Raw genomic sequence first — 17,695 nt, 5'->3', positions numbered from 1 at the left:
TTGGACCCGTCAGAGGACATCGGCAAAGCCCACTCGCAGTTTGTTGAAGACGCGATGGCCGAGCAACGCGATGACGCAAGCGATCAGGGCATAAATGCCTAATCCTTTCCAATCGGGCAGGCGCCCCCAGATCACGACCTCCCGCACCTGGTCGATGATGAAGGTGAGCGGATTGAGCTCGAACACGACGCGGTAGCTTTCCGGCACCGAATCTATAGGGACGATCGCCGAGGACAGGAACAGCATCGCAGCGGCAACCACGCCGGCCACCTGGCCTATGTCGCGCAGGTACACCCCTAGTGCCGAAACGATCCAACCGACCCCCACCGTCAGAATGACAAGGGGGACCAGCACGAAAGGCAGGAGCAGGACAGTCGGGTGAATGCTGCCCTTCAGGCATAGATACAACGCCAACAGCACCACCATGTTCATCAGCAGGTGGAAAAGCGCGGAGAACGTCATGCTCCAGACCAGGATGTCCAGCGGGAACACCACGCGCTTGACGTAGCCGGTGTTGCTCACGATCAGTTGGGGCGCGCGCGTGAAGCACTCGGCGAAGAAGCCGTGCACGGTCAATCCCGCGAAAAGAATCAAAGCGAAATCCGTGGTGGAACCACTGGCACCAGGCCAGCGTCCCTTCATGATGTAGCCGAACGCCATGGTATAGACGAGCAGCATCAGGAAAGGGCTGATCAACGACCATAACAGGCCGAAGCTCGCACCGCGGTAACGTCCGAGGACTTCCCGCTGGGTCAATTCGAAAGCCAGCGAACGGTGCTTTCCGAACACCGAAAGAATACTCATGGTCAGTGGGTTCCGCGCAGCGCCCGTTCCAGATCCCCCCGCAGATCCCCCACATCCTCCACCCCCACGCTCAACCGCACCAGCGCATCGCTGATGCCCAGTTGCTCACGGCGCGCGACCGGGATCGAGGCATGGGTCATCACGGCGGGATGGTTGACCAGGCTCTCCACGCCGCCCAGCGATTCGGCGAGGGTGAACAGTTCGGTGCGCTCGCAGAAGCGCTTGGCCGCCTCGAAGCCGCCCTTGAGGACGATCGAGACGATGCCGCCGAAGCCGCTCATCTGGCGCGCCGCCAGGGGGTGTTGCGGGTGCGAGGCCAAGCCCGGGTAGATCACCTTCTCGATCGCCGGATGGGTTTCCAGCCACTGCGCCAGCGCCAGGGCGTTGTCGCAGTGGGCGCGCATGCGCAGCGGCAGGGTCTTCAGCCCGCGCAGGGCCAGGAAGCTGTCGAACGGTCCCTGCACGCCCCCCACCGAGTTCTGCAGGAACGCCATCTTCTCGGCCAGTTCGGCGTTGCCGCCGACCACCGCCATGCCGCCAACCATGTCGGAGTGGCCGTTGAGGTACTTGGTGGCCGAGTGCACGACGATGTCGGCACCCAGCTCGAGCGGGCGCTGCAGCATCGGCGAGGCGAAGGTGTTGTCGACCACCACGATCAGCCCGTGCCTGCGCGCGATCTCCGCCACGGCGGCGATGTCGACGATCTTGAGCATCGGGTTGGTCGGGGTCTCGATCCAGACCATGCGGGTCCGCGGCGTGATCGCCGCCTCGAAGGCCGCCAGGTCGGCGAGGTCGACGAAGCTGAAGTCCAGTCCGGCGCTGCGCCGGCGCACGCGCTCGAACAGGCGGAAGCTGCCGCCGTACAGGTCGTCCATCGCGACGACGTGGGCGCCGCTGTCCAGCAGTTCGATCACCGTGGACGTGGCGGCCATGCCGGACGCGAACGCGAAGCCGCGGGCACCCCCTTCCAGCGCGGCCACGCAGCGCTCGTAGGCGAAGCGCGTCGGGTTGTGGGTGCGCGAGTATTCGAAGCCCTGGTGCTCGCCGGGGCTCGACTGGGCATACGTCGAGGTTGCGTAGATCGGCGGCATCACCGCCCCCGTGCTCGGGTCGGGCGATTGGCCGCCGTGGATCGCCAAGGTGGCCAGCGCCAGCGCGCGCTCGCCGTCCTGGCTTCGATTGCTGTCTGACATCGGGAGGCTCCCGGCAAAAGTCGCAGATTGTATCAAGCCATACTGAACCGTTTGTGCGGCGCGGCACGGCGTCGGGTGGCGCCCGCGCCGCGGCCCGGGCAGGTCACTGAACGCGCCGGCGCAGGTAGTTGAGCAGGTCGATGCGGGTGATCAGGCCGAGGAACTGGTTGCCGTCCATCACGATCGCGACCTGGCCGCGATCGAACACCGGCAGCAGCGCCTCGATCGGCGACTTGACGTCCAGGCGGTCCAGCTTGCTGACCATCGCGGTGGCGACCGGGTCGCGGAAGCGCGCCTCGTCGCCGTAGACGTGCAGCAGCACGTCGCTCTCGTCGACGATGCCGACCAGTTCGCCGTCGTCGATCACCGGCAGCTGCGAGACGTCGTACAGCTTCATGCGCTGGTAGGCGGTGGTCAGCAGGTCGCCGGGGCCGACCACGACCGTGTCGCGCTGGCTGTACGGGCGCAGGATCAGGTCGCGCAGGTCGCCGTACTGCGGGCGCTCCAGGAAGCCGTTGTCCAGCATCCAGTAGTCGTTGTACATCTTCGACAGGTACTTGTTGCCGGTGTCCGGCACCAGCACCAGCACCTTCTTCGGGGTGGCCTGCTCGCGGCAGTACTTCAGCGCCGCGGCCAGCAGCGTGCCGGTGGACGATCCACCGAGGATGCCTTCCTTGGCGAGCAGTTCGCGCGCGGTATGGAAGCTTTCGGCATCGCTGATCGCATAGGCCTTCTTGACCCGGCTGAAGTCGGAGATCGACGGCAGGAAGTCCTCGCCGATGCCTTCCACCAGCCAACTGCCGGACTTGTCGTTCAGGCGGCCGTCGTTGATGTATTCGGCCAGGATCGAGCCGACCGGGTCGGCCAGCACCAGTTCGGTGCCGGGCGAGGCCTTGGCGAAGGCGCGCGACAGGCCGGTCATCGTGCCCGAGCTGCCGCAGCCGAACACGATGGCGTCGAGCTGGCCGTCCATCTGCCGCAGGATCTCCGGGCCGGTGCCGAACTCGTGCGCGGCCGGGTTGTCCGGATTGCCGAACTGGTTGATGAAGTAGGCGCCGGGGGTATCGGCGGCGATCTTCGCGGCCAGGTCCTGGTAGTACTCCGGATGGCCCTTGGCCACGTCCGAGCGGGTCAGCACGACCTCGGCGCCCATCGCCTTGAGGTTGAAGATCTTCTCGCGGCTCATCTTGTCCGGCACCACCAGGATCAGCCGGTAGCCCTTCTGCTGCGCGACCAGGGCCAGCCCCAGGCCGGTGTTGCCGGCGGTGCCCTCCACCAGGGTCGCGCCGGGCTTGATGTCGCCGCGCTTCTCGGCCGCCTCGATCATCGACAGGCCGATCCGGTCCTTGATCGAGCCCCCGGGATTGGCGCTTTCCAGCTTGAGGTAAAGCTCGCAGACGCCGGCGTCGAGTCGCTGCGCCTTGACGATGGGCGTTTCGCCGATCAGCTCAAGGACCGAGGAGTGAATTGCCATGGATACCTGGGTTCGCGGTTTGGCGGGTGGGCCATTATCCGACGAACATGCCGCAAATGTCCGCGCGCCCTGCGCGCGGGGCGGGCATCCGCCCGCACCGCCTCGATTCGCCTGTCCGGACGCGCGGGCGTCGTGCGCGCGCCGGAAAAGGCGACGCGGACGGTGGCGGCCGACGAGGAGACCGCCACCGCCCGCGACGGTGAACTGTCCGGGTTGCGGGAGGGGACTAGTGCGTCATCTGGTCGTACATGCGGGTGAGCTTTTCCTTGGCACGCAGCTTTTCGCGTTTCATCTGGCCCAGGGTCATGTCATCGATGGGGAGCACCCCAAGCTCGGCATCCATGCATTTCTTGTCCAGTAATTTGTGGCGTTGATAGAGCCGCTTGAACTCCGGATCGGCCTTGATCAAGGCTTCGATTTCGGATTGCGATTGCCCTTCGAACATTGGCGTTGCCTCCTTCAGCTGGAAACAAGAACGCCCCGGCCGTCATGGCACGGGGCGCTGCTTGGACATGAAAGGGCGACCGGCAGGCTGGCGGGAGCAGGAACGCGGACGGGATTGCAGCCCCTGCGGTCCTCGTTCTCTGGTGCGTGCCACTGCTTCATCGGCCGGGCCCTCCGTTCTTCCAGGCGACCGATGCGCCACCTGGGTATCAGACCCTACGCCGCTCCCGGCGCCGGGGCAATAGCCCGTTGCGCACTTTTCGAAAGACCCGCGCATTCAGGGCGACCGGCGCCTGCCGGCCGCCTGAACGGAACTAAAAATCCATTAAAAATCAGTGAATTATCAAGGAAGGACGACCACTTCGGCCGAGCGCCCCTTGCCGCCGCCCTTGCCCGCGCTCACCTGCAGCCGGTTGGCGCTCACCCCGGCGGCAACCAGGGCATCCCGCAGGGCCTCGGCGCGCTTCTGCGCCCCGGCGGCGTCGGCGGCATAGCCGACGATGTTGACCCGGCCCTTCTTGCCGATCTGCAGGTATTCCGCCAGCGCCTTCGCCTGGCCGCTCCCCTCCCCCGACAAGGTGGCCTGCCCGCCATCGAACGCGCCGGCGGGCACGGTGAACACCTCCCCGCGCGACTCGAACTTCGACGGCGGCAGCTTGGCGCCGGAGGTCAGCTCGGCCTCTTCCCGCGCGAGCTGGGCCGCCTTCTGCTGGGCCGCGCTCAACTTGGCGGTCTGGTGGCTCGCCACGCTGCTGAGCGCCTGCTCGGCGTCTTGCCGGGCCAGCATCTCGGCCTCGGCCTGCTGGCGCAGCCGTTCGGCCTCCTCGGCCTGCATCTGCGATTGCATGCGCAGCCGCTCGGCCTCCTGGCGCGCGCGCGCGGCCTCGCGGCGGCTGGCTTCGATCAGCAGCTCGCTGCGGGTGCCCTCCACCTGCTCCAGCTGGCGCCGCGCGAGCGCGGTCCGGGCCGCGGTCTCGGCGATTTCCACGCGGCGGTCGGCCAGGAAACGCATTTCGTCGCGATCGCGGCGCTTGGCCTCGGCGAAGGCATTGATCGCCTGCTGCGCCTGCAGGCGCTCGAAGCGGGCGACGTCGGCGGTATCCGGATTGGCCTGCAGCGCGGTGAGGCGGTTGTTCAGGGCGATCACCTCGGGATCGTCCTTCGCGACCGCCAGCAGCGGCAGCAGCGCCAGTCCGGCGACGAGCAAGGGGCGCAGTCTCATCGATCGCCCTCCCCGGCCAGGCTGCTCTGCAGCCGGGCCACCTCGGCGCGGCGCTGCTCGAGCTGGGCGCGGGCCACGGCCTCCTCGCTGCGAACGCGGGCGAGGTCGGCGTCGGCGGCCGCGCGCGCGGCCAGCCGGGGCACCTGCTTGCGCTCCCCGCGGTCCATCGCCGCCTGCTGGGCCTGCATCAGCTCCTGCCGGGCCAGGTTCACCAGGTCCGGGGCGTACTGGTCGGCGTCGGCCTGGGTGGCCTGCTGCACCGCCTGTTCCGCGACCGCCAGTTCCGGCGGCGCCACCTGCGCGAAAGCGGGCAGGGCGAATGCGAGTGCGCAGGCGGTCACATACAGGGATCGCCGCATTTGTGCGAAGCTAGCCGTCATTGGGGAGCCGTAGCGAGTCAATCGAACACGGCCATTGTCGGAAGCCTGCCGCGCGCTTGCAACGGGACGCGACAGTTCGTTGGGGAAACATTGCGCATGGATATCGGCTATTTCCTGAAGCTGATGACCGAAAAGAACGCCTCGGACATGTTCTTGACCACCGGCGCGCCGGTGTACATCAAGATCGAGGGCAAGCTGTACCCGCTGGGCAACACCGGCCTGCCGCCGGGGATGGTCAAGAAGATCGCCTACTCGCTGATGGACGAGGGCCAGGTGCCGCAGTTCGAGCGCGACCTGGAGCTCAACATGGCCATCGCCCTGCCCGACGCCGGCCGCTTCCGCGTCAACGTGTTCAAGCAGCGCGGCGAGGTCGGCATGGTGATCCGCGCGATCCGCAGCCGGATCCCGAGCATCGAGGAGCTGAATCTGCCACAGGTGCTGAAAGACATCATCATGACCCCGCGCGGGCTGGTGCTGGTGGTCGGCTCGACCGGCTCGGGCAAGTCGACCGCGTTGGCCTCGATGATCGACCACCGCAACAGCACCACGACCGGGCACATCCTCACCATCGAGGACCCGATCGAGTACCTGCACAAGCACAAGATGTCGATCGTCAACCAGCGCGAGGTCGGCCTGGACACCCACGCCTTCCACAATGCGCTGAAGAACGCGATGCGCGAGGCGCCGGACGTGATCCTGATCGGCGAGATCCTGGACGCGGAGACGATGGAGGCGGCGATCGCCTTCGCCGAGACCGGCCACCTGTGCCTGGCCACCCTGCACTCCAACAACGCCGACCAGACCATCGAGCGCATCCTCAACTTCTTCCCCGAGAGCGCGCACAAGAACGTGCTGATGAACCTGGCGCTGAACCTGCGCGCGGTGGTGTCGCTGCGCCTGATCAAGGGCGTGGACGGCCGGCGCCTGCCGGCTTCGGAAGTCCTGCTCAATACGCCGATGATCCGCGACCTGCTGCGGCGCGGCCAGGTGCACGAGATCAAGCAGGCGATGGAGGAATCGCTGGAGGAAGGCATGGAAACCTTCGACCAGTGCCTGTTCCGCATGACCAAGAACGGCCAGATCGAGCAGGAAGAAGCGCTGCGCGCCGCCGACTCGCGCGACGGGCTGGCCCTGAAGTTCCGCCTGTCCGAGGGCGCGAGCGGCGAGCACGACCCGTACGCGGACTACGAGAGCGTCGAGGCGCCGAAGATCAGTCACGGGTTCGTCTGAATTCGGGATTCGGGATTCGGAAAAGCGACAAGCCTGCTTCGGATGAAATGCTGTTGTGGGAGGGACTCCGGGTGGCCTTGGGCCATCAGTCCCGACGGGCTTTACCGGCTCTCTGTCCCGAGTCCCGAGTCCCGGTCTCCGCAGAGCTCCTGCTATTCCCTTCTCCCGTTCACGGGAGAAGGTGCCCCGAAGGGGCGGATGAGGGTGCGGCCGAAGCCTCATGCGTTGAACTTTACGAAGGCTTCGCCCGTACCCTCACCCCAACCCCTCTCCCGCACGCGGGAGAGGGGCTTTCGATCTTGATCTTGCTTTGCCGAGTCCCGGGTCCCGGCATTCAGAGCATAGCGTCCGGTTGCCGCTCGGGTCGGGCGCGATCGAAAGCGTCCAGCGCGAGGCAGGCCTGCTCGATCCGCAGCAGGGTGGGATACGGCGCCAGGTCCGCCCCGAAGCGGCGCGCGTTGTACAGCTGCGGCACCAGGCAGGCGTCGGCCAGCCCCGGGTCGTCGCCATGGCAGAAGCGCCCGGTTTCCGCATGGCCCGAGAGCAGGGCTTCCAGCGCCTCGAAGCCGGCGCGCATCCAGTGCCGCATCCATTCGTCCCGGCGCGCCGCCCCGATCTCCCACTCGCGCTCGAAGTACTGCATCACCCGCAGGTTGTTGAGCGGGTGCACGTCGCAGGCCACCACCTGCGCCAGCGCGCGCACGCGGGCCCGCCCCTCCGGATCGGACGGCAGCAGCCGGGGCGTGCCCGGGAAGGCCTCGTCCAGGTACTCCAGGATCGCCAGCGACTGGCCGAGCACGCGCTCGCCATGGCGCAGCGTGGGCACCAGGTGCTGCGGGTTGAGGGCGACATAGCCGGCGGCGTGCTGCTGGCCGCCGTCGCGCAGCAGGTGCACCGGCGTGAGCGCGTGCGGCAAGCCCTTGAGGTTCAGGCCGATGCGCACGCGGTAGGCTGCGCTGGAGCGCCAGTAGGTGAACAGTTCCAGCGTCGCGGTCATGGCGGCCTCAGGCGCTGGCGGGCCGTTCGATGCGCTGCTCGATCGCACCGAAGATGCTGGCGCCCTCGCGGTCGAACATCTCGATCCGGACCACGTCGCCGAACGCCATGAACGGCGTGCTCGGCTTGCCGTCGCGCAGGGCCTCGACCACGCGCCGCTCGGCGAAGCACGAGGCGCCGCGCGAGGTGTCGTGGTTGGCGATGGTGCCGGAGCCGACGATCGTGCCGGCGGCCAGCGGGCGCGTCCTGGCGGCGTGCGCGACCAGCTGCGCGAAGTCGAACTGCATGTCCTCGCCCGCCTCCGGCGCGCCGAACCAGGCGCCGTTGACGTGGGTCACCAGCGGCAGGTGCAGCTTGTTGCCGCGCCAGGCTTCGCCGAGTTCGTCCGGGGTGACGAACACCGGCGACAGCGCCGAACGCGGCTTGGATTGCAGGAAGCCGAAACCCTTGGCCAGCTCGTCCGGGATCAGGTTGCGCAGCGAGACGTCGTTGACCAGGCCGACCAGCCGGATGTGCGCGGCGGCCTGCTGCGGCGACACCGCCATCGGCACGTCGTCGGTGACCACGACGATCTCCGCCTCCAGGTCGATGCCGTAGTCCTCGCTCGGCACCTGCACCGGGTCGCGCGGGCCGTAGAAGCCGGCGCTGGTGGCCTGGTACATCAGCGGGTCGGTGTAGAAGCTGGCCGGCACCTCGGCACCGCGCGCGCGCCGCACCCGTTCGACGTGCGGCAGGTAGGCGCTGCCGTCGACGAACTCGTAGGCGCGCGGCAGCGGCGCGGCCAAGGCGGCCATGTCGAGCGCGAAGGCGCCTTCGGCGCGGCCGGCCTGCAGGTCGGCGGCCAGCGCTTCGAGGCGCGGCGCCAGCCGGGCCCAGTCCTCCAGCGCCTGCTGCAGCGTCGCGGCGATGCCGGTGGCCCGTACCGCCCGGGCCAGGTCGCGCGAAACCACCACCAACGTGCCGTCGCGGCCCCCTTCCTTCAACGAACCCAGCTTCATCGCTCCACCCTGGTTGGCATGAACGCCCGATTGTACGGATGCGCCCGGGGAAATGGTTGCACATGAAACGTCATGCCCGGCACGGCCGGGACCGGGCGTGGCCGATCAAGGGCTTGCCGTCGCCGCATGGGTGTCCCGGCGACGCTTTTTGTGCATTGCCACAAAGACGGTTACACTGCATAGGTCTGCAAGCGGCCGTCCGTTTCCCTCAGGGACCGCCGGCGCACCGGTCCCCGGTCCGCCCGCCCCACCCGACGCCTTTCGTTCATGCATACCGGCCGCGCCCCTGGCGCCGGCTGCCAACGATCCTCGCAGCGCGGTTCACGGGAACGCTCCGAGTCGCCCACGCCTTTCGCGTAACGGCCCACGGCCTGCGCGGGGCACACCGGAGTCATCCAATGTCGTTCGAATCCCTGGGCCTTGCGCCCTTCCTGCTGCGTGCGCTCGCCGAGCAGGGCTACGAAACCCCCACCCCGATCCAGCACCAGGCGATCCCGCTGGTGCTGGAAGGCCACGACCTGCTGGCCGGCGCGCAGACCGGCACCGGCAAGACCGCCGCGTTCGGCCTGCCGCTGCTGCAGCACCTGGGCACCACGCCGCAGGCGGTCAACGGCCCGCGCAAGCCGCGCGCGCTGATCCTGACCCCGACCCGCGAGCTGGCCACCCAGGTCCACGACAGCCTGCGCGGCTACTCCAAGTACCTGCGCATCCCCAGCACGGTGATCTACGGCGGCGTCGGCATGGGCAACCAGCTCGATGCGCTGCGCCGCGGCGTGGACCTGCTGATCGCCTGCCCGGGCCGGCTGATCGACCATATCGAGCGCCGCAGCGTCGACCTGTCCGGGATCGAGGTGCTGGTGCTGGACGAGGCCGACCGCATGCTCGACATGGGCTTCCTGCCGTCGATCAAGCGCATCCTGGCCAAGCTGCCGCGCCAGAACCGCCAGACCCTGCTGTTCTCGGCGACCTTCGCCGAGCCGATCAAGCAACTGGCGCTGGAGTTCATGCACCATCCGCGCGAGGTGATGGTGACGCCGCGCAACACCGTGGCCGAGACCATCGCCCACCGCGTGCACCCGGTCGACGGCGGCCGCAAGCGCGAGTTGCTGCTGCACCTGCTGGCGCAGGACTCGCGCCTGCAGACGCTGGTGTTCGCGCGCACCAAGCACGGCGCCGACAAGCTGGCCAAGTTCCTGGACAAGTCCGGCATCAAGACCGCGGCGATCCATGGCGACAAGAGCCAGGGCCAGCGCCTGCGCGCGCTCGGCGACTTCAAGGCCGGGCGCGTGACCGTGCTGGTGGCGACCGACATCGCCGCGCGCGGCATCGACATCAACGAGCTGCCCAAGGTCATCAACTACGACCTGCCGATGGTCGCCGAGGACTACGTGCACCGGATCGGCCGCACCGGCCGCAACGGCGCCAGCGGCGAAGCGGTGTCGCTGGTCGCGCAGGACGAGGCCAAGCTGCTGCGCCAGATCGTGCGCCTGCTCGGCAAGGACATGGAGATCCGCGACGTGCCGGGCTTCGAGCCGCAGGTGCCGATCCGCTGGGGCAACAGCGCGCCCGGCAAGGCCGAGCAGCCGGGCGGCCAGCGCCCGCCGCGCAAGGCGCATGCGCGCCGTCCGCACGGGGAGGCGCCGCGGCATGCGCATGCAGGTGCGCGACCGGCCGGTGGCAATGGTCCGGGTGGCGCGCGTCGTCAGGGCGAGCGCCAGGGTCACGGCCAGGGTGACCGTCGCCGTGGCGGCGGCAACGGGGGCGGGCAGCGGCCGAACGCCGGCCGGTAAAACTTCCGCCGTGGGCGCCTTCGTGTACCGCGAAGGCGCTCGATCACGAGCGGGATCTCGATTGATCTGCAGGAACGGCTTTTTTTGTGGGAGCGGCTTCAGCCGCGATGGAGCTTTCCCGTTGGATCCCTGCACATGGATGTGCGAGCCTTTGCGAGGGATTCGCATGAAGGCCTCATCGCGGCTGAAGCCGCTCCCACAAAAGCCGCTCCCACGGTGCTTTGCGCTTTGGAAATGAGGGGCGTCAGCCGCCGATCAGCGCGGTGTTGCGCTCCACCTCGGCGCGATACGCATCCAGCACCGCCGCGGTGCGGCCGATGTAGCGGCGCAGGTCGTCCCAGCGGCGGTCTTCCAGCGCCTCGCGCACGCCCGGCAGGGTCTTGACCTCGTAGCCGGTGGCCAGGCCCGGCGCGTAGATCAGGTTGCGGTACCACGGCCGGCCCGGCAGGCCCTCTTCCGCCAGCAGGGTCTGGTCCAGGCGCTGCAACGAGGCGTTGAGCTTGCCGCGGGTCGCCGCATCCAGGGCCGCGCCGCGTTCGGCCAGTGCCTTGTCGTAGCGCTTGCCGCTGGCCTGCAGGCGCGCCACCGCCTGTTCCAGCGGGGAGAAGTCGATCGCCGGCACGTCCGCCTTGGGCGCGGGCGCCTGCAACGGCCGGTTGGGATCGTCGACGGCGCGATAGGCGCCGGTGCGGACCAGTTCGGCCTGTACCCGCGTGGATTCGCGGTCGCCGTCGGCCTGCTGCTTCAGTTCCTTCACCCAGCCGTCCACCGCATCGGCGAAGTCGCCGGGCCGCTGCGGCAGCACCGGGGCGTTGGCGACCCGCAGCACCGCGCGCCCGGCGGTCTGCGCCAGCAGCGGCAGGTACTCGAACTTGGGGTCGATGTAGCGCGAGAAGTAGTCGTAGGAGTCGTAGAGCGAGTGGTACACGCCGCGACCATCGCCCTGTCCGCCGTAGCCCAGGTCCAGCGTCGCCAGCCCCAGGTGCTGCAGGAACGGGCTGTAGTCGCTGCCCGAGCCCAGCGCCTTGATCGGCAGGTCTTCGCCGGCGGCGGCCTTCTTGCCGGTGTCCTTCTGCGCGGGCTTGGCGCCCGGTGCCAAAGCGTCCAGCCGGGCGCGGGCGCGCTGGCGTTCGAGCACGCTGACGCCGCTGTCGGGATCGCGCAGGTCGGCGGCCACGCCGTTGACCAGGCGCTGCAGCGCATGGCTGCCGCCGGCATTGAGGAAGCCGCGGCCGTTGCCGTCGGAGTTGACGTAAAGCACCGCCTTGCGGCGCAGTTCGTCGGCATGCTGCTCGGCCCATTCGGTGGAACCGAGCAGGCCGGCCTCCTCGCCGTCCCAGCTGGCGTAGACCAGCGTGCGCTTCGGCCGCTGGCCCTGCCTGGCCAGTTCGCCGATGGCCTGGGCCTCGGCCAGCAGCGCCGTGGTGCCGGACAGCGGATCGGAGGCGCCGAACACCCACGCGTCGCGATGGTTGCCGCGGACCACCCACTGGTCCGGATATTCGCTGCCGCGCAGCGTCGCGATGACGTTGTAGATGGTCTTGCGGCCCCACTCCGCATCGACCTTGAGCCGCACCTGCGCGCTGCCGTCGCCGCCGATGCGATAGGTGATCGGCAGCGCGCCGCGCCAGTCCTCCGGCGCGACCGGGCCGCGCAGCGCCGCCAGCAGCGGTTGCGCATCGCCCCAGCTGATCGGCAGGGTCGGGATCTTGAGGACGCTGCCGGCCTCCTCGACCTTCAGCCGCTTGGCGCCGGCGGTGGCGCCCACCCCGGGCGTCAGCGGATCGCCGGGATAGATCGCGAAGTTGGCGACCGAGCCGCGCTGCACGCTCCACTGGTTGCGTGCCGGGCCGTCCGGATAGGCCAGGTTCTGGAAGAAACCGTCGTCGCGCGGATCGGAATAGATGATCGCGCCGATCGCGCCATGCTCCTGCGCCAGGCGCGGCTTGAGCCCGCGCCAGCCCTTGCCGTAGCGGGCGATGACGATCTTGCCGCGCACGTCCACGCCGTTGCGGGCGAGCGCCTCGTAGTCCTCGGCGATGCCGTAGTTGACGTAGACCAGGTCGCCGGCGACCTCGCCGTTGCCGGCGTAGATCACGTAGGGCGGCAGCACGTCCTCGGTCTGCGTCGAAGTCGCGTCGCCGGGCAGCGACGGTTCCTTCAGCCGTGCCTTGTAGGGCCGCGCGCCGAGCAGTTCCAGCGAGGACGATTTCGGCGAAGGCCACAGCACCTCGAAGGTCTCGATGCGCGCGTCCCAGCCGTATTCCTCGAAGCGCGCCTGGAGGTCGCGCGCGTTCTCGAGGTTGTGCGGCGCGCCGACCTGGTTCGGCCTCGACGACCATCGCTTGAGCCAGCCCGCGTAGTCGGCCTGCTTCACCAGTGCGTCGAAGCGCGTCTCCAGCGCGCGCTGCGCATCGGCCGAGGGGGCGTCGTAGCCGGGCAGCGGCGCGGGTTGCGCGGCGGCGAGCACGGGAACAAGGGACAGCGCCAACAGCAGCGCGCGGGGAACGGGCGTCATCGGGAAGCTCCTAGCGGAATGTGCGGGATCAGAAGCGGTAGTCGAAGCCGACCGTGAAGTAGCGGCCGCGCAGGTCGTACTGGGTGAAGTCGTACGGCGCGCGGATGCCGGGGAACGACGCATCGTACGGCGGCTCCTCGTTGGCGACGTTCTCGATCTTGGCATACAGGTTCCAGCGCTCGAAACCGGTGTAGCCCAGATACAGGTCGAACTGGTCGTAGGCGTCCACGTGCGATTGCACCGCCGCGGCCGCGGCGCTGGCCTTCTGGTCGTAGCCGCCGGTGTAGTACCAGGTCACCGCGGCGGTGAAGCCGCGCCAGGTCCAGTCGAACGTGGTGGTGGCCTTGTTGCGCGGCAGCGAGACGCCGAGCAGGTTGCCGCCGGCGTAGTCCACCAGCGGTCCTCCGGCGGTGGCCGGGCGCCGGTAGTCGCGCACGTGGGTATAGGCGCTGGCGATGCCGAAATCGCCTGCGGCATCGGTGCGCCAGCGCTGGCGCAGTTCGACGTCGAGGCCGGACGTGGTCAGCTCGCTGAGGTTCTGGTAGCGGTTGTAGACCGCGACCAGCTTGCCGCGCGCGTCGCGGATCACGTCGTTCGGGTCGTTGCCCTGCACGATCGTGGTGGTGTTGCCGGTACCGATCAGGTTGTCCAGCTCGATCTTGTACCAGTCCACGCTCAGGCTGGTATCGGCCCAGGGCGAGAGCACGATGCCGAAGTTGTAGCTGCGCGTGCGCTCGGGATCGAGGTCGGTGTTGCCGACGGTGAAGAAGGTCGGGCTCTGGCGCGAGCCGGGCACGTCCGGATCGTGCGGATCGACCACCGTGCCGTAGGAGATGTTGGTGCTGGCCGAGTTCTCCGACAGCGACGGCGCGCGGAAGCCACGCGAGGCCGCCGCGCGCACCAGCAGCGCGTCGAACGGCTGCCAGCGCAGGCTGGCCTTGGGCGAGAACGCGTTGCCGAAATCGCTGTAGTGGTCGCCGCGCCCGGCCAGTTGCAGCTCCAGCGAGGGCAGCAGCGGGACGTTGAACTCGGCATACAGCGCCGAGACCTTGCGGTCGCCATCGACCTCGGCGATCGCTGGGCGGATCTGCAGGCCGGCGTCGATCTGCCAGGGATTGCGCGAGACCAGCTCCTCGCGGCGCCATTCCGTACCGGCGGCGAAGCCGACGCGGCCGGCCGGCAGTTCGAACAGCGAACCGGAGATCTTGGCGTCCACGCCGCTCAGGCTCGAGCGCGCCGGGCGCAACGTGCTCAGGTTGATCGCATCGATGACCGACTGCGGCGTGGCGGCGGGATTGAACAGGTTGTAGCTGCCGCTGGCCAGCGCATCGGCCAGCGTCCAGCGATTGGCGAAACCGGCCGCGACCCGCTCGTCCTCGTCGCTGCGCGCGGTGAACGCCGCCGCCTCCCAGTCCCAGCGCTCGCCGCGGCCGCGCACGCCGCCCAGGAAGCGGTAGGACTGCGAGTAGTTGATCTTCAGCGACTGGCCCAGGTTGAAGAAGGTGTACTCGATCGGCACCGCGGTGCCGTACGGGTTGTACGGGCTGGAGGCCGGCAGCAGGTTGGAGACCGGTTCGGCCAGGCCGGTTTGCGCATTGAGGGCGAAGCGCCCGCCTTCCAGCGTGAAGTACGGGCTGGAACCGAAGATCGACACGCCCTTGATGTGGCTGTAGAGCGCCTCGCCGAAGGCCTCGACGTTGTCGCTCAGGCGGAAGGTGCCGTTCGCATAGGCCTGGTAGCGCTTGGTCGAGGGAATCAGCGTGGTGTATGGCGCCTGGTTGAAGGCGCAGGTGTTGCCGGCCAGGCCATCGATCGGCGCGCTGGCGGTCAGCACGGTGCCTTCGGGGCAATGGCTATTGGCGTCCAGCATCGGCACCGATGCGCCGTTGATCAGGTAGCGCGCGCCCTTGGCCGACCAGCCGTTCCAGCGGCCGCCCGGCTGGTCGCTGTAGATGCCCGAACGGGTCAGGCTGCGCTGGTCCTGGTCGAGCCGGTCGCGGTTGTAGGCGTCGAAACTGAAAAGCACGTTGTAACCGTCGCGTTCCAGGTCGCCGATGCCGCCGACGAACTTGGCGCGCTGCGTATCCAGGCCGCCTTCGTCGGAGGTGCCGCCGCTGACGCCCAGTTCGGCGCCCTGGAAGTCCTCCCGGGTGATGATGTTGACCACGCCGGCCACGGCGTCCGAGCCGTACACGGCCGAGGCGCCGTCCTTCAGCACCTCGATGCGTTCCACCGCCACCAGCGGCAGCGCGTTGAGGTTGACGAAGGTGTCGCCCAGCCCGTTCGCCGGGAACCCGTAGTTGGCCAGGCGCCGGCCGTTGAGCAGCACCAGCGTGTTCTTCTGCGACAGGCCGCGCAGGCCGATGCCGGCCGACCCCGAGGCCCAGCCGTTGTTGGTGGTCTCGTTGGTGGCGTTGCCGGTGTTGGCCGAGATCGAGCGCAGCGCGTCCGCCACGGTCTGCTTGCCCGACCGCTCCAGTTGCTGGCGCTCGATCACTTGCACCGGATTGGGACCTTCGCTGTCGCTGCGCTTGATGTTGGAGCCGGTGACGGTGACCGTGGCCAGGGTCTTGCCGCCGGCGCTGTCTTGCGCATGCGAGAAAGGCGAGAACAACAGGAACGGGATCGCGAGGGACGACAGGCGAGGCGTGGGGAACGACACGAGCGGTTGATCCGGGTGGAAGGCCCGCCAGTGAGCCATGCACGCGCGCTTGACCGAAATCACCTATCCGCATACCGATATGTCGCATCGCGACAAGCGCCGGCACCGCGCGGCACATGCCGGCGGCGGCGCCCGCGGGGCTTACAATGGCGCGATGGATATCTTCAAGGTCTTCACCATCGAGGCGGCCCACCGGTTGCCCAACGTACCGCCGGGCCACAAGTGCGCGCGCCTGCACGGCCATTCCTTCCGCATCGAACTGCACGTCAGCGGCGAGCCGGGTGCGGAGACCGGCTGGGTGATGGACTTCGGCGACATCAAGGCGGCATTCCGGCCGATCTACGACCGATTGGACCACCATTACCTCAACGAGATCGAGGGCCTGGACAACCCGACCAGCGAACGGCTGGCGATGTGGATCTGGGAGCGGCTCAAGCCGGCCCTGCCGCTGCTGAGCGAAGTGGTGGTCCACGAGACCTGCACCTCCGGCTGCCGCTATCGCGGCTGAGCTTCGCGGACCGCCGGCTCCCGGGCGCGGTCGCGGTCGCGCCGCGTGACCGTCATCTGCCTGTCACGCAACTGACTGATCGGCAACGCAAAGTGCCTCTATCCGCTGCGCCCGCCAAAAGCATGTTGCATCGCAGCAGGAAACGTGTATGCTGCATCGCAACACCGGCAAACGCAGTCCCTCGGGGTTGAAGATGTCCGCGCAGTTCGAAGGTTTCGACCGCTATACCCAGCAGTTCGCCGCGATCGCGTCCCGTGCCAATCGGTTGGCCCTGGAAAACGCCGAAAGCGCCTTTGGCCTGCAGTTGCAGGCGTTCGGCAGGAACGTCAGCGCGACCACGGACTTCCTGGGCGAGTTTGCCGACGCGCGCAACCTGGATTCGCTCCAGGCGCTGTGGCCGAAGGGCCTGCAGCTCGCCCGCGACAACTTCGAACGCGTGGCCTCGGCCCAGCACCAAGTCGTCGGGATGAGCCTGAAGGCGTCGGAAGCGATCGGCGAGCTGGCGCGGCAGCGCTTCGAGGATGCCTCGGGACGCGCGCAGGCGCGCAAACCCGGCAAGGCCGGCCGTTCCGCCCGCTGAGCGACAGGACAATTTGAGCGGTATTTGCATGGGTCCCTCCCCCCATGCAACCCGGCCCGGCAGATCCCTCCCTCTGCCGGGCCTTTTTATTCACGCCGGGAACGCCGCCGGATCGCGGCTCACGTCGCGCCTGCGGGCTCCAGGACCGCCGCCAGCGCCGCCGGATCGGCGCCCGGCGCATACGGGATGCGGCCCCAGCACGGCATCGGCAGGCGCTGCCGTAGCAGCCGGAAGTTCTCGTCGATCCGCGCCATGTGCGGATCGATCTCGTTGGCGATCCAGGCGATGCAGTTCACGCCTTCGGCGGCGATCGCCGCGGCGGTCAGGCGCGCATGGTTGATGCAGCCGAGCCGCAGCCCGACCACCATCACCACCGGCAGCCGCAGCGCGCGCACGAGATCCAGTTGGTCCAGCGTGGCGCTCAACGGCGCGGCCCAGCCACCGACGCCTTCGACCACCACACTGTCGGCCTGGGCGCGCAACGCATCGAACGCGGACCGGATCGGTTCCAGCCCCAGCGTCACGCCCGCCTCGGCGGCGGCGATCTCCGGCGCCAATGGCGCCGGCAGCGCATACGGGTTGACCAGCGCGTAATCCGGGCGCGGGTCGCTCGCCGCCTGCAGCGCCAGCGCGTCCTCGTTGCGCCAGGCGCCGTCGTCCCATTCGCAGCCGCTGGCGACCGGTTTCATCCCGACCGCGCGCCGGCCGCGCGCGCGCAAGGCATGCAGCAGCACCGCGCTGGCCTGGGTCTTGCCGATGCCGGTATCGGTACCGGTGACGTAGAAAGCGGAAAGCGACATCTGCAGCACCTCTCCGGGGTGGCACGTGGACGGGGCGCGCAGGATAAACCGTCGCGCCCGCGTCCATCTCCGCCCGCGGCGCACGCTGCTAGACTT

General features: G+C 68.6%; 15 protein-coding genes. 4 read left to right on the top strand and 11 right to left on the bottom strand.

What is annotated here, in order from left to right:
* Positions 1-9: 9 nt before the first annotated feature.
* From M3M27_RS03865 to M3M27_RS03840, 6 genes are all read right to left on the bottom strand, one after another.
* Positions 10-804, bottom strand: coding sequence for an ABC transporter permease (locus M3M27_RS03865; protein ID WP_434027211.1), 795 nt, complete (start codon positions 802-804; stop codon positions 10-12).
* A gap of 2 nt (positions 805-806) precedes the next feature.
* A complete protein-coding gene (locus M3M27_RS03860; RefSeq protein ID WP_434027210.1) occupies positions 807-1,997 on the bottom strand; it encodes a cystathionine gamma-synthase in 1,191 nt (396 codons plus the stop codon).
* A 103-nt stretch (positions 1,998-2,100) separates the two neighbouring features.
* Positions 2,101-3,471: a pyridoxal-phosphate dependent enzyme gene (locus M3M27_RS03855; RefSeq protein WP_140727042.1), complete on the bottom strand. Its 1,371-nt coding sequence runs from the start codon at positions 3,469-3,471 to the stop codon at positions 2,101-2,103.
* Between the two features lie 226 nt (positions 3,472-3,697).
* Complete coding sequence (locus M3M27_RS03850; protein ID WP_140727045.1) at positions 3,698-3,916, bottom strand: YdcH family protein; 219 nt, start codon at positions 3,914-3,916, stop codon at positions 3,698-3,700.
* A gap of 342 nt (positions 3,917-4,258) precedes the next feature.
* On the bottom strand, positions 4,259-5,137 hold the full coding sequence (locus M3M27_RS03845) for a hypothetical protein (protein WP_434027209.1): 879 nt from the start codon (positions 5,135-5,137) through the stop codon (positions 4,259-4,261).
* Positions 5,134-5,517 carry a DUF4398 domain-containing protein gene (locus tag M3M27_RS03840; RefSeq protein ID WP_140727051.1) on the bottom strand — a complete coding sequence of 128 codons (384 nt, stop codon included), beginning with the start codon at positions 5,515-5,517 and terminating at the stop codon, positions 5,134-5,136. The genes M3M27_RS03845 and M3M27_RS03840 overlap by 4 nt, the downstream gene beginning before the upstream one ends.
* Before the next feature lie 96 nt (positions 5,518-5,613).
* On the opposite strand from M3M27_RS03840, the gene M3M27_RS03835 reads away from it, so the two are divergent.
* A complete protein-coding gene (locus tag M3M27_RS03835) occupies positions 5,614-6,747 on the top strand; it encodes a PilT/PilU family type 4a pilus ATPase (RefSeq protein ID WP_177497883.1) in 1,134 nt (377 codons plus the stop codon).
* Between the two features lie 334 nt (positions 6,748-7,081).
* On the opposite strand, the gene maiA is transcribed toward M3M27_RS03835, so the two are convergent.
* Entirely contained in the window at positions 7,082-7,744 is a 663-nt protein-coding gene (gene maiA, locus M3M27_RS03830) for a maleylacetoacetate isomerase (RefSeq protein ID WP_434027208.1), read from the bottom strand.
* Between the two features lie 7 nt (positions 7,745-7,751).
* Positions 7,752-8,741, bottom strand: a complete 990-nt coding sequence (locus tag M3M27_RS03825) for a fumarylacetoacetate hydrolase family protein (protein ID WP_434027207.1) — start codon at positions 8,739-8,741, stop codon at positions 7,752-7,754.
* Positions 8,742-9,139: 398 nt separating this feature from the next.
* Here M3M27_RS03825 and M3M27_RS03820 point away from each other — a divergent pair, with 398 nt between their 5' ends.
* Positions 9,140-10,531 (top strand): DEAD/DEAH box helicase, encoded by a 1,392-nt coding sequence (locus M3M27_RS03820; protein WP_434027206.1) that lies wholly within the window; start codon positions 9,140-9,142, stop codon positions 10,529-10,531.
* 244 nt (positions 10,532-10,775) lie between these two features.
* Here the strand turns inward: M3M27_RS03820 and M3M27_RS03815 are convergent, their stop codons facing one another.
* Together M3M27_RS03815 and M3M27_RS03810 are read right to left on the bottom strand one after the other, a co-directional pair.
* Positions 10,776-13,049 carry a transferrin receptor-like dimerization domain-containing protein gene (locus tag M3M27_RS03815; RefSeq protein WP_434027205.1) on the bottom strand — a complete coding sequence of 758 codons (2,274 nt, stop codon included), beginning with the start codon at positions 13,047-13,049 and terminating at the stop codon, positions 10,776-10,778.
* A 28-nt stretch (positions 13,050-13,077) separates the two neighbouring features.
* Positions 13,078-15,711, bottom strand: coding sequence for a TonB-dependent receptor (locus M3M27_RS03810; RefSeq protein ID WP_434027204.1), 2,634 nt, complete (start codon positions 15,709-15,711; stop codon positions 13,078-13,080).
* Between the two features lie 154 nt (positions 15,712-15,865).
* Between M3M27_RS03810 and queD the strand changes: the two genes are divergently transcribed.
* Together queD and M3M27_RS03800 are read left to right on the top strand one after the other, a co-directional pair.
* The gene (gene queD / locus M3M27_RS03805) at positions 15,866-16,219 is read left to right on the top strand and encodes a 6-carboxytetrahydropterin synthase QueD (RefSeq protein WP_140727074.1); all 354 of its coding nucleotides are present in this window, start codon (positions 15,866-15,868) and stop codon (positions 16,217-16,219) included.
* A gap of 193 nt (positions 16,220-16,412) precedes the next feature.
* Positions 16,413-16,799 carry a phasin family protein gene (locus M3M27_RS03800; protein WP_434027949.1) on the top strand — a complete coding sequence of 129 codons (387 nt, stop codon included), beginning with the start codon at positions 16,413-16,415 and terminating at the stop codon, positions 16,797-16,799.
* Positions 16,800-16,918: 119 nt separating this feature from the next.
* Here the strand turns inward: M3M27_RS03800 and bioD are convergent, their stop codons facing one another.
* Entirely contained in the window at positions 16,919-17,599 is a 681-nt protein-coding gene (gene bioD / locus M3M27_RS03795; RefSeq protein WP_434027203.1) for a dethiobiotin synthase, read from the bottom strand.
* Positions 17,600-17,695: the final 96 nt, after the last annotated feature.

It is taken from the genome of Xanthomonas boreopolis (genome assembly GCF_046529185.1).
GTDB lineage: Bacteria > Pseudomonadota > Gammaproteobacteria > Xanthomonadales > Xanthomonadaceae > Pseudomonas_S > Pseudomonas_S boreopolis.
The sequence above is the reverse complement of the archived record's forward strand: the minus strand, read 5'-3'. Positions and strand labels throughout refer to the sequence as shown.

What these genes read in the sequence shown, in the direction of transcription:
- M3M27_RS03845 (WP_434027209.1), bottom strand. Translation starts at nt 5,137, where the DNA reads ATGAGACTGCGCCCCTTGCTCGTCGCCGGACTGGCGCTGCTGCCGCTG.
- maiA (WP_434027208.1), bottom strand. Translation starts at nt 7,744, where the DNA reads ATGACCGCGACGCTGGAACTGTTCACCTACTGGCGCTCCAGCGCAGCC.
- bioD (WP_434027203.1), bottom strand. Translation starts at nt 17,599, where the DNA reads ATGTCGCTTTCCGCTTTCTACGTCACCGGTACCGATACCGGCATCGGC.
- M3M27_RS03865 (WP_434027211.1), bottom strand. Translation starts at nt 804, where the DNA reads ATGAGTATTCTTTCGGTGTTCGGAAAGCACCGTTCGCTGGCTTTCGAA.
- M3M27_RS03840 (WP_140727051.1), bottom strand. Translation starts at nt 5,517, where the DNA reads ATGACGGCTAGCTTCGCACAAATGCGGCGATCCCTGTATGTGACCGCC.
- M3M27_RS03815 (WP_434027205.1), bottom strand. Translation starts at nt 13,049, where the DNA reads ATGACGCCCGTTCCCCGCGCGCTGCTGTTGGCGCTGTCCCTTGTTCCC.
- M3M27_RS03855 (WP_140727042.1), bottom strand. Translation starts at nt 3,471, where the DNA reads ATGGCAATTCACTCCTCGGTCCTTGAGCTGATCGGCGAAACGCCCATC.
- M3M27_RS03825 (WP_434027207.1), bottom strand. Translation starts at nt 8,741, where the DNA reads ATGAAGCTGGGTTCGTTGAAGGAAGGGGGCCGCGACGGCACGTTGGTG.
- queD (WP_140727074.1), top strand. Translation starts at nt 15,866, where the DNA reads ATGGATATCTTCAAGGTCTTCACCATCGAGGCGGCCCACCGGTTGCCC.
- M3M27_RS03820 (WP_434027206.1), top strand. Translation starts at nt 9,140, where the DNA reads ATGTCGTTCGAATCCCTGGGCCTTGCGCCCTTCCTGCTGCGTGCGCTC.
- M3M27_RS03850 (WP_140727045.1), bottom strand. Translation starts at nt 3,916, where the DNA reads ATGTTCGAAGGGCAATCGCAATCCGAAATCGAAGCCTTGATCAAGGCC.
- M3M27_RS03800 (WP_434027949.1), top strand. Translation starts at nt 16,413, where the DNA reads ATGTCCGCGCAGTTCGAAGGTTTCGACCGCTATACCCAGCAGTTCGCC.
- M3M27_RS03860 (WP_434027210.1), bottom strand. Translation starts at nt 1,997, where the DNA reads ATGTCAGACAGCAATCGAAGCCAGGACGGCGAGCGCGCGCTGGCGCTG.
- M3M27_RS03835 (WP_177497883.1), top strand. Translation starts at nt 5,614, where the DNA reads ATGGATATCGGCTATTTCCTGAAGCTGATGACCGAAAAGAACGCCTCG.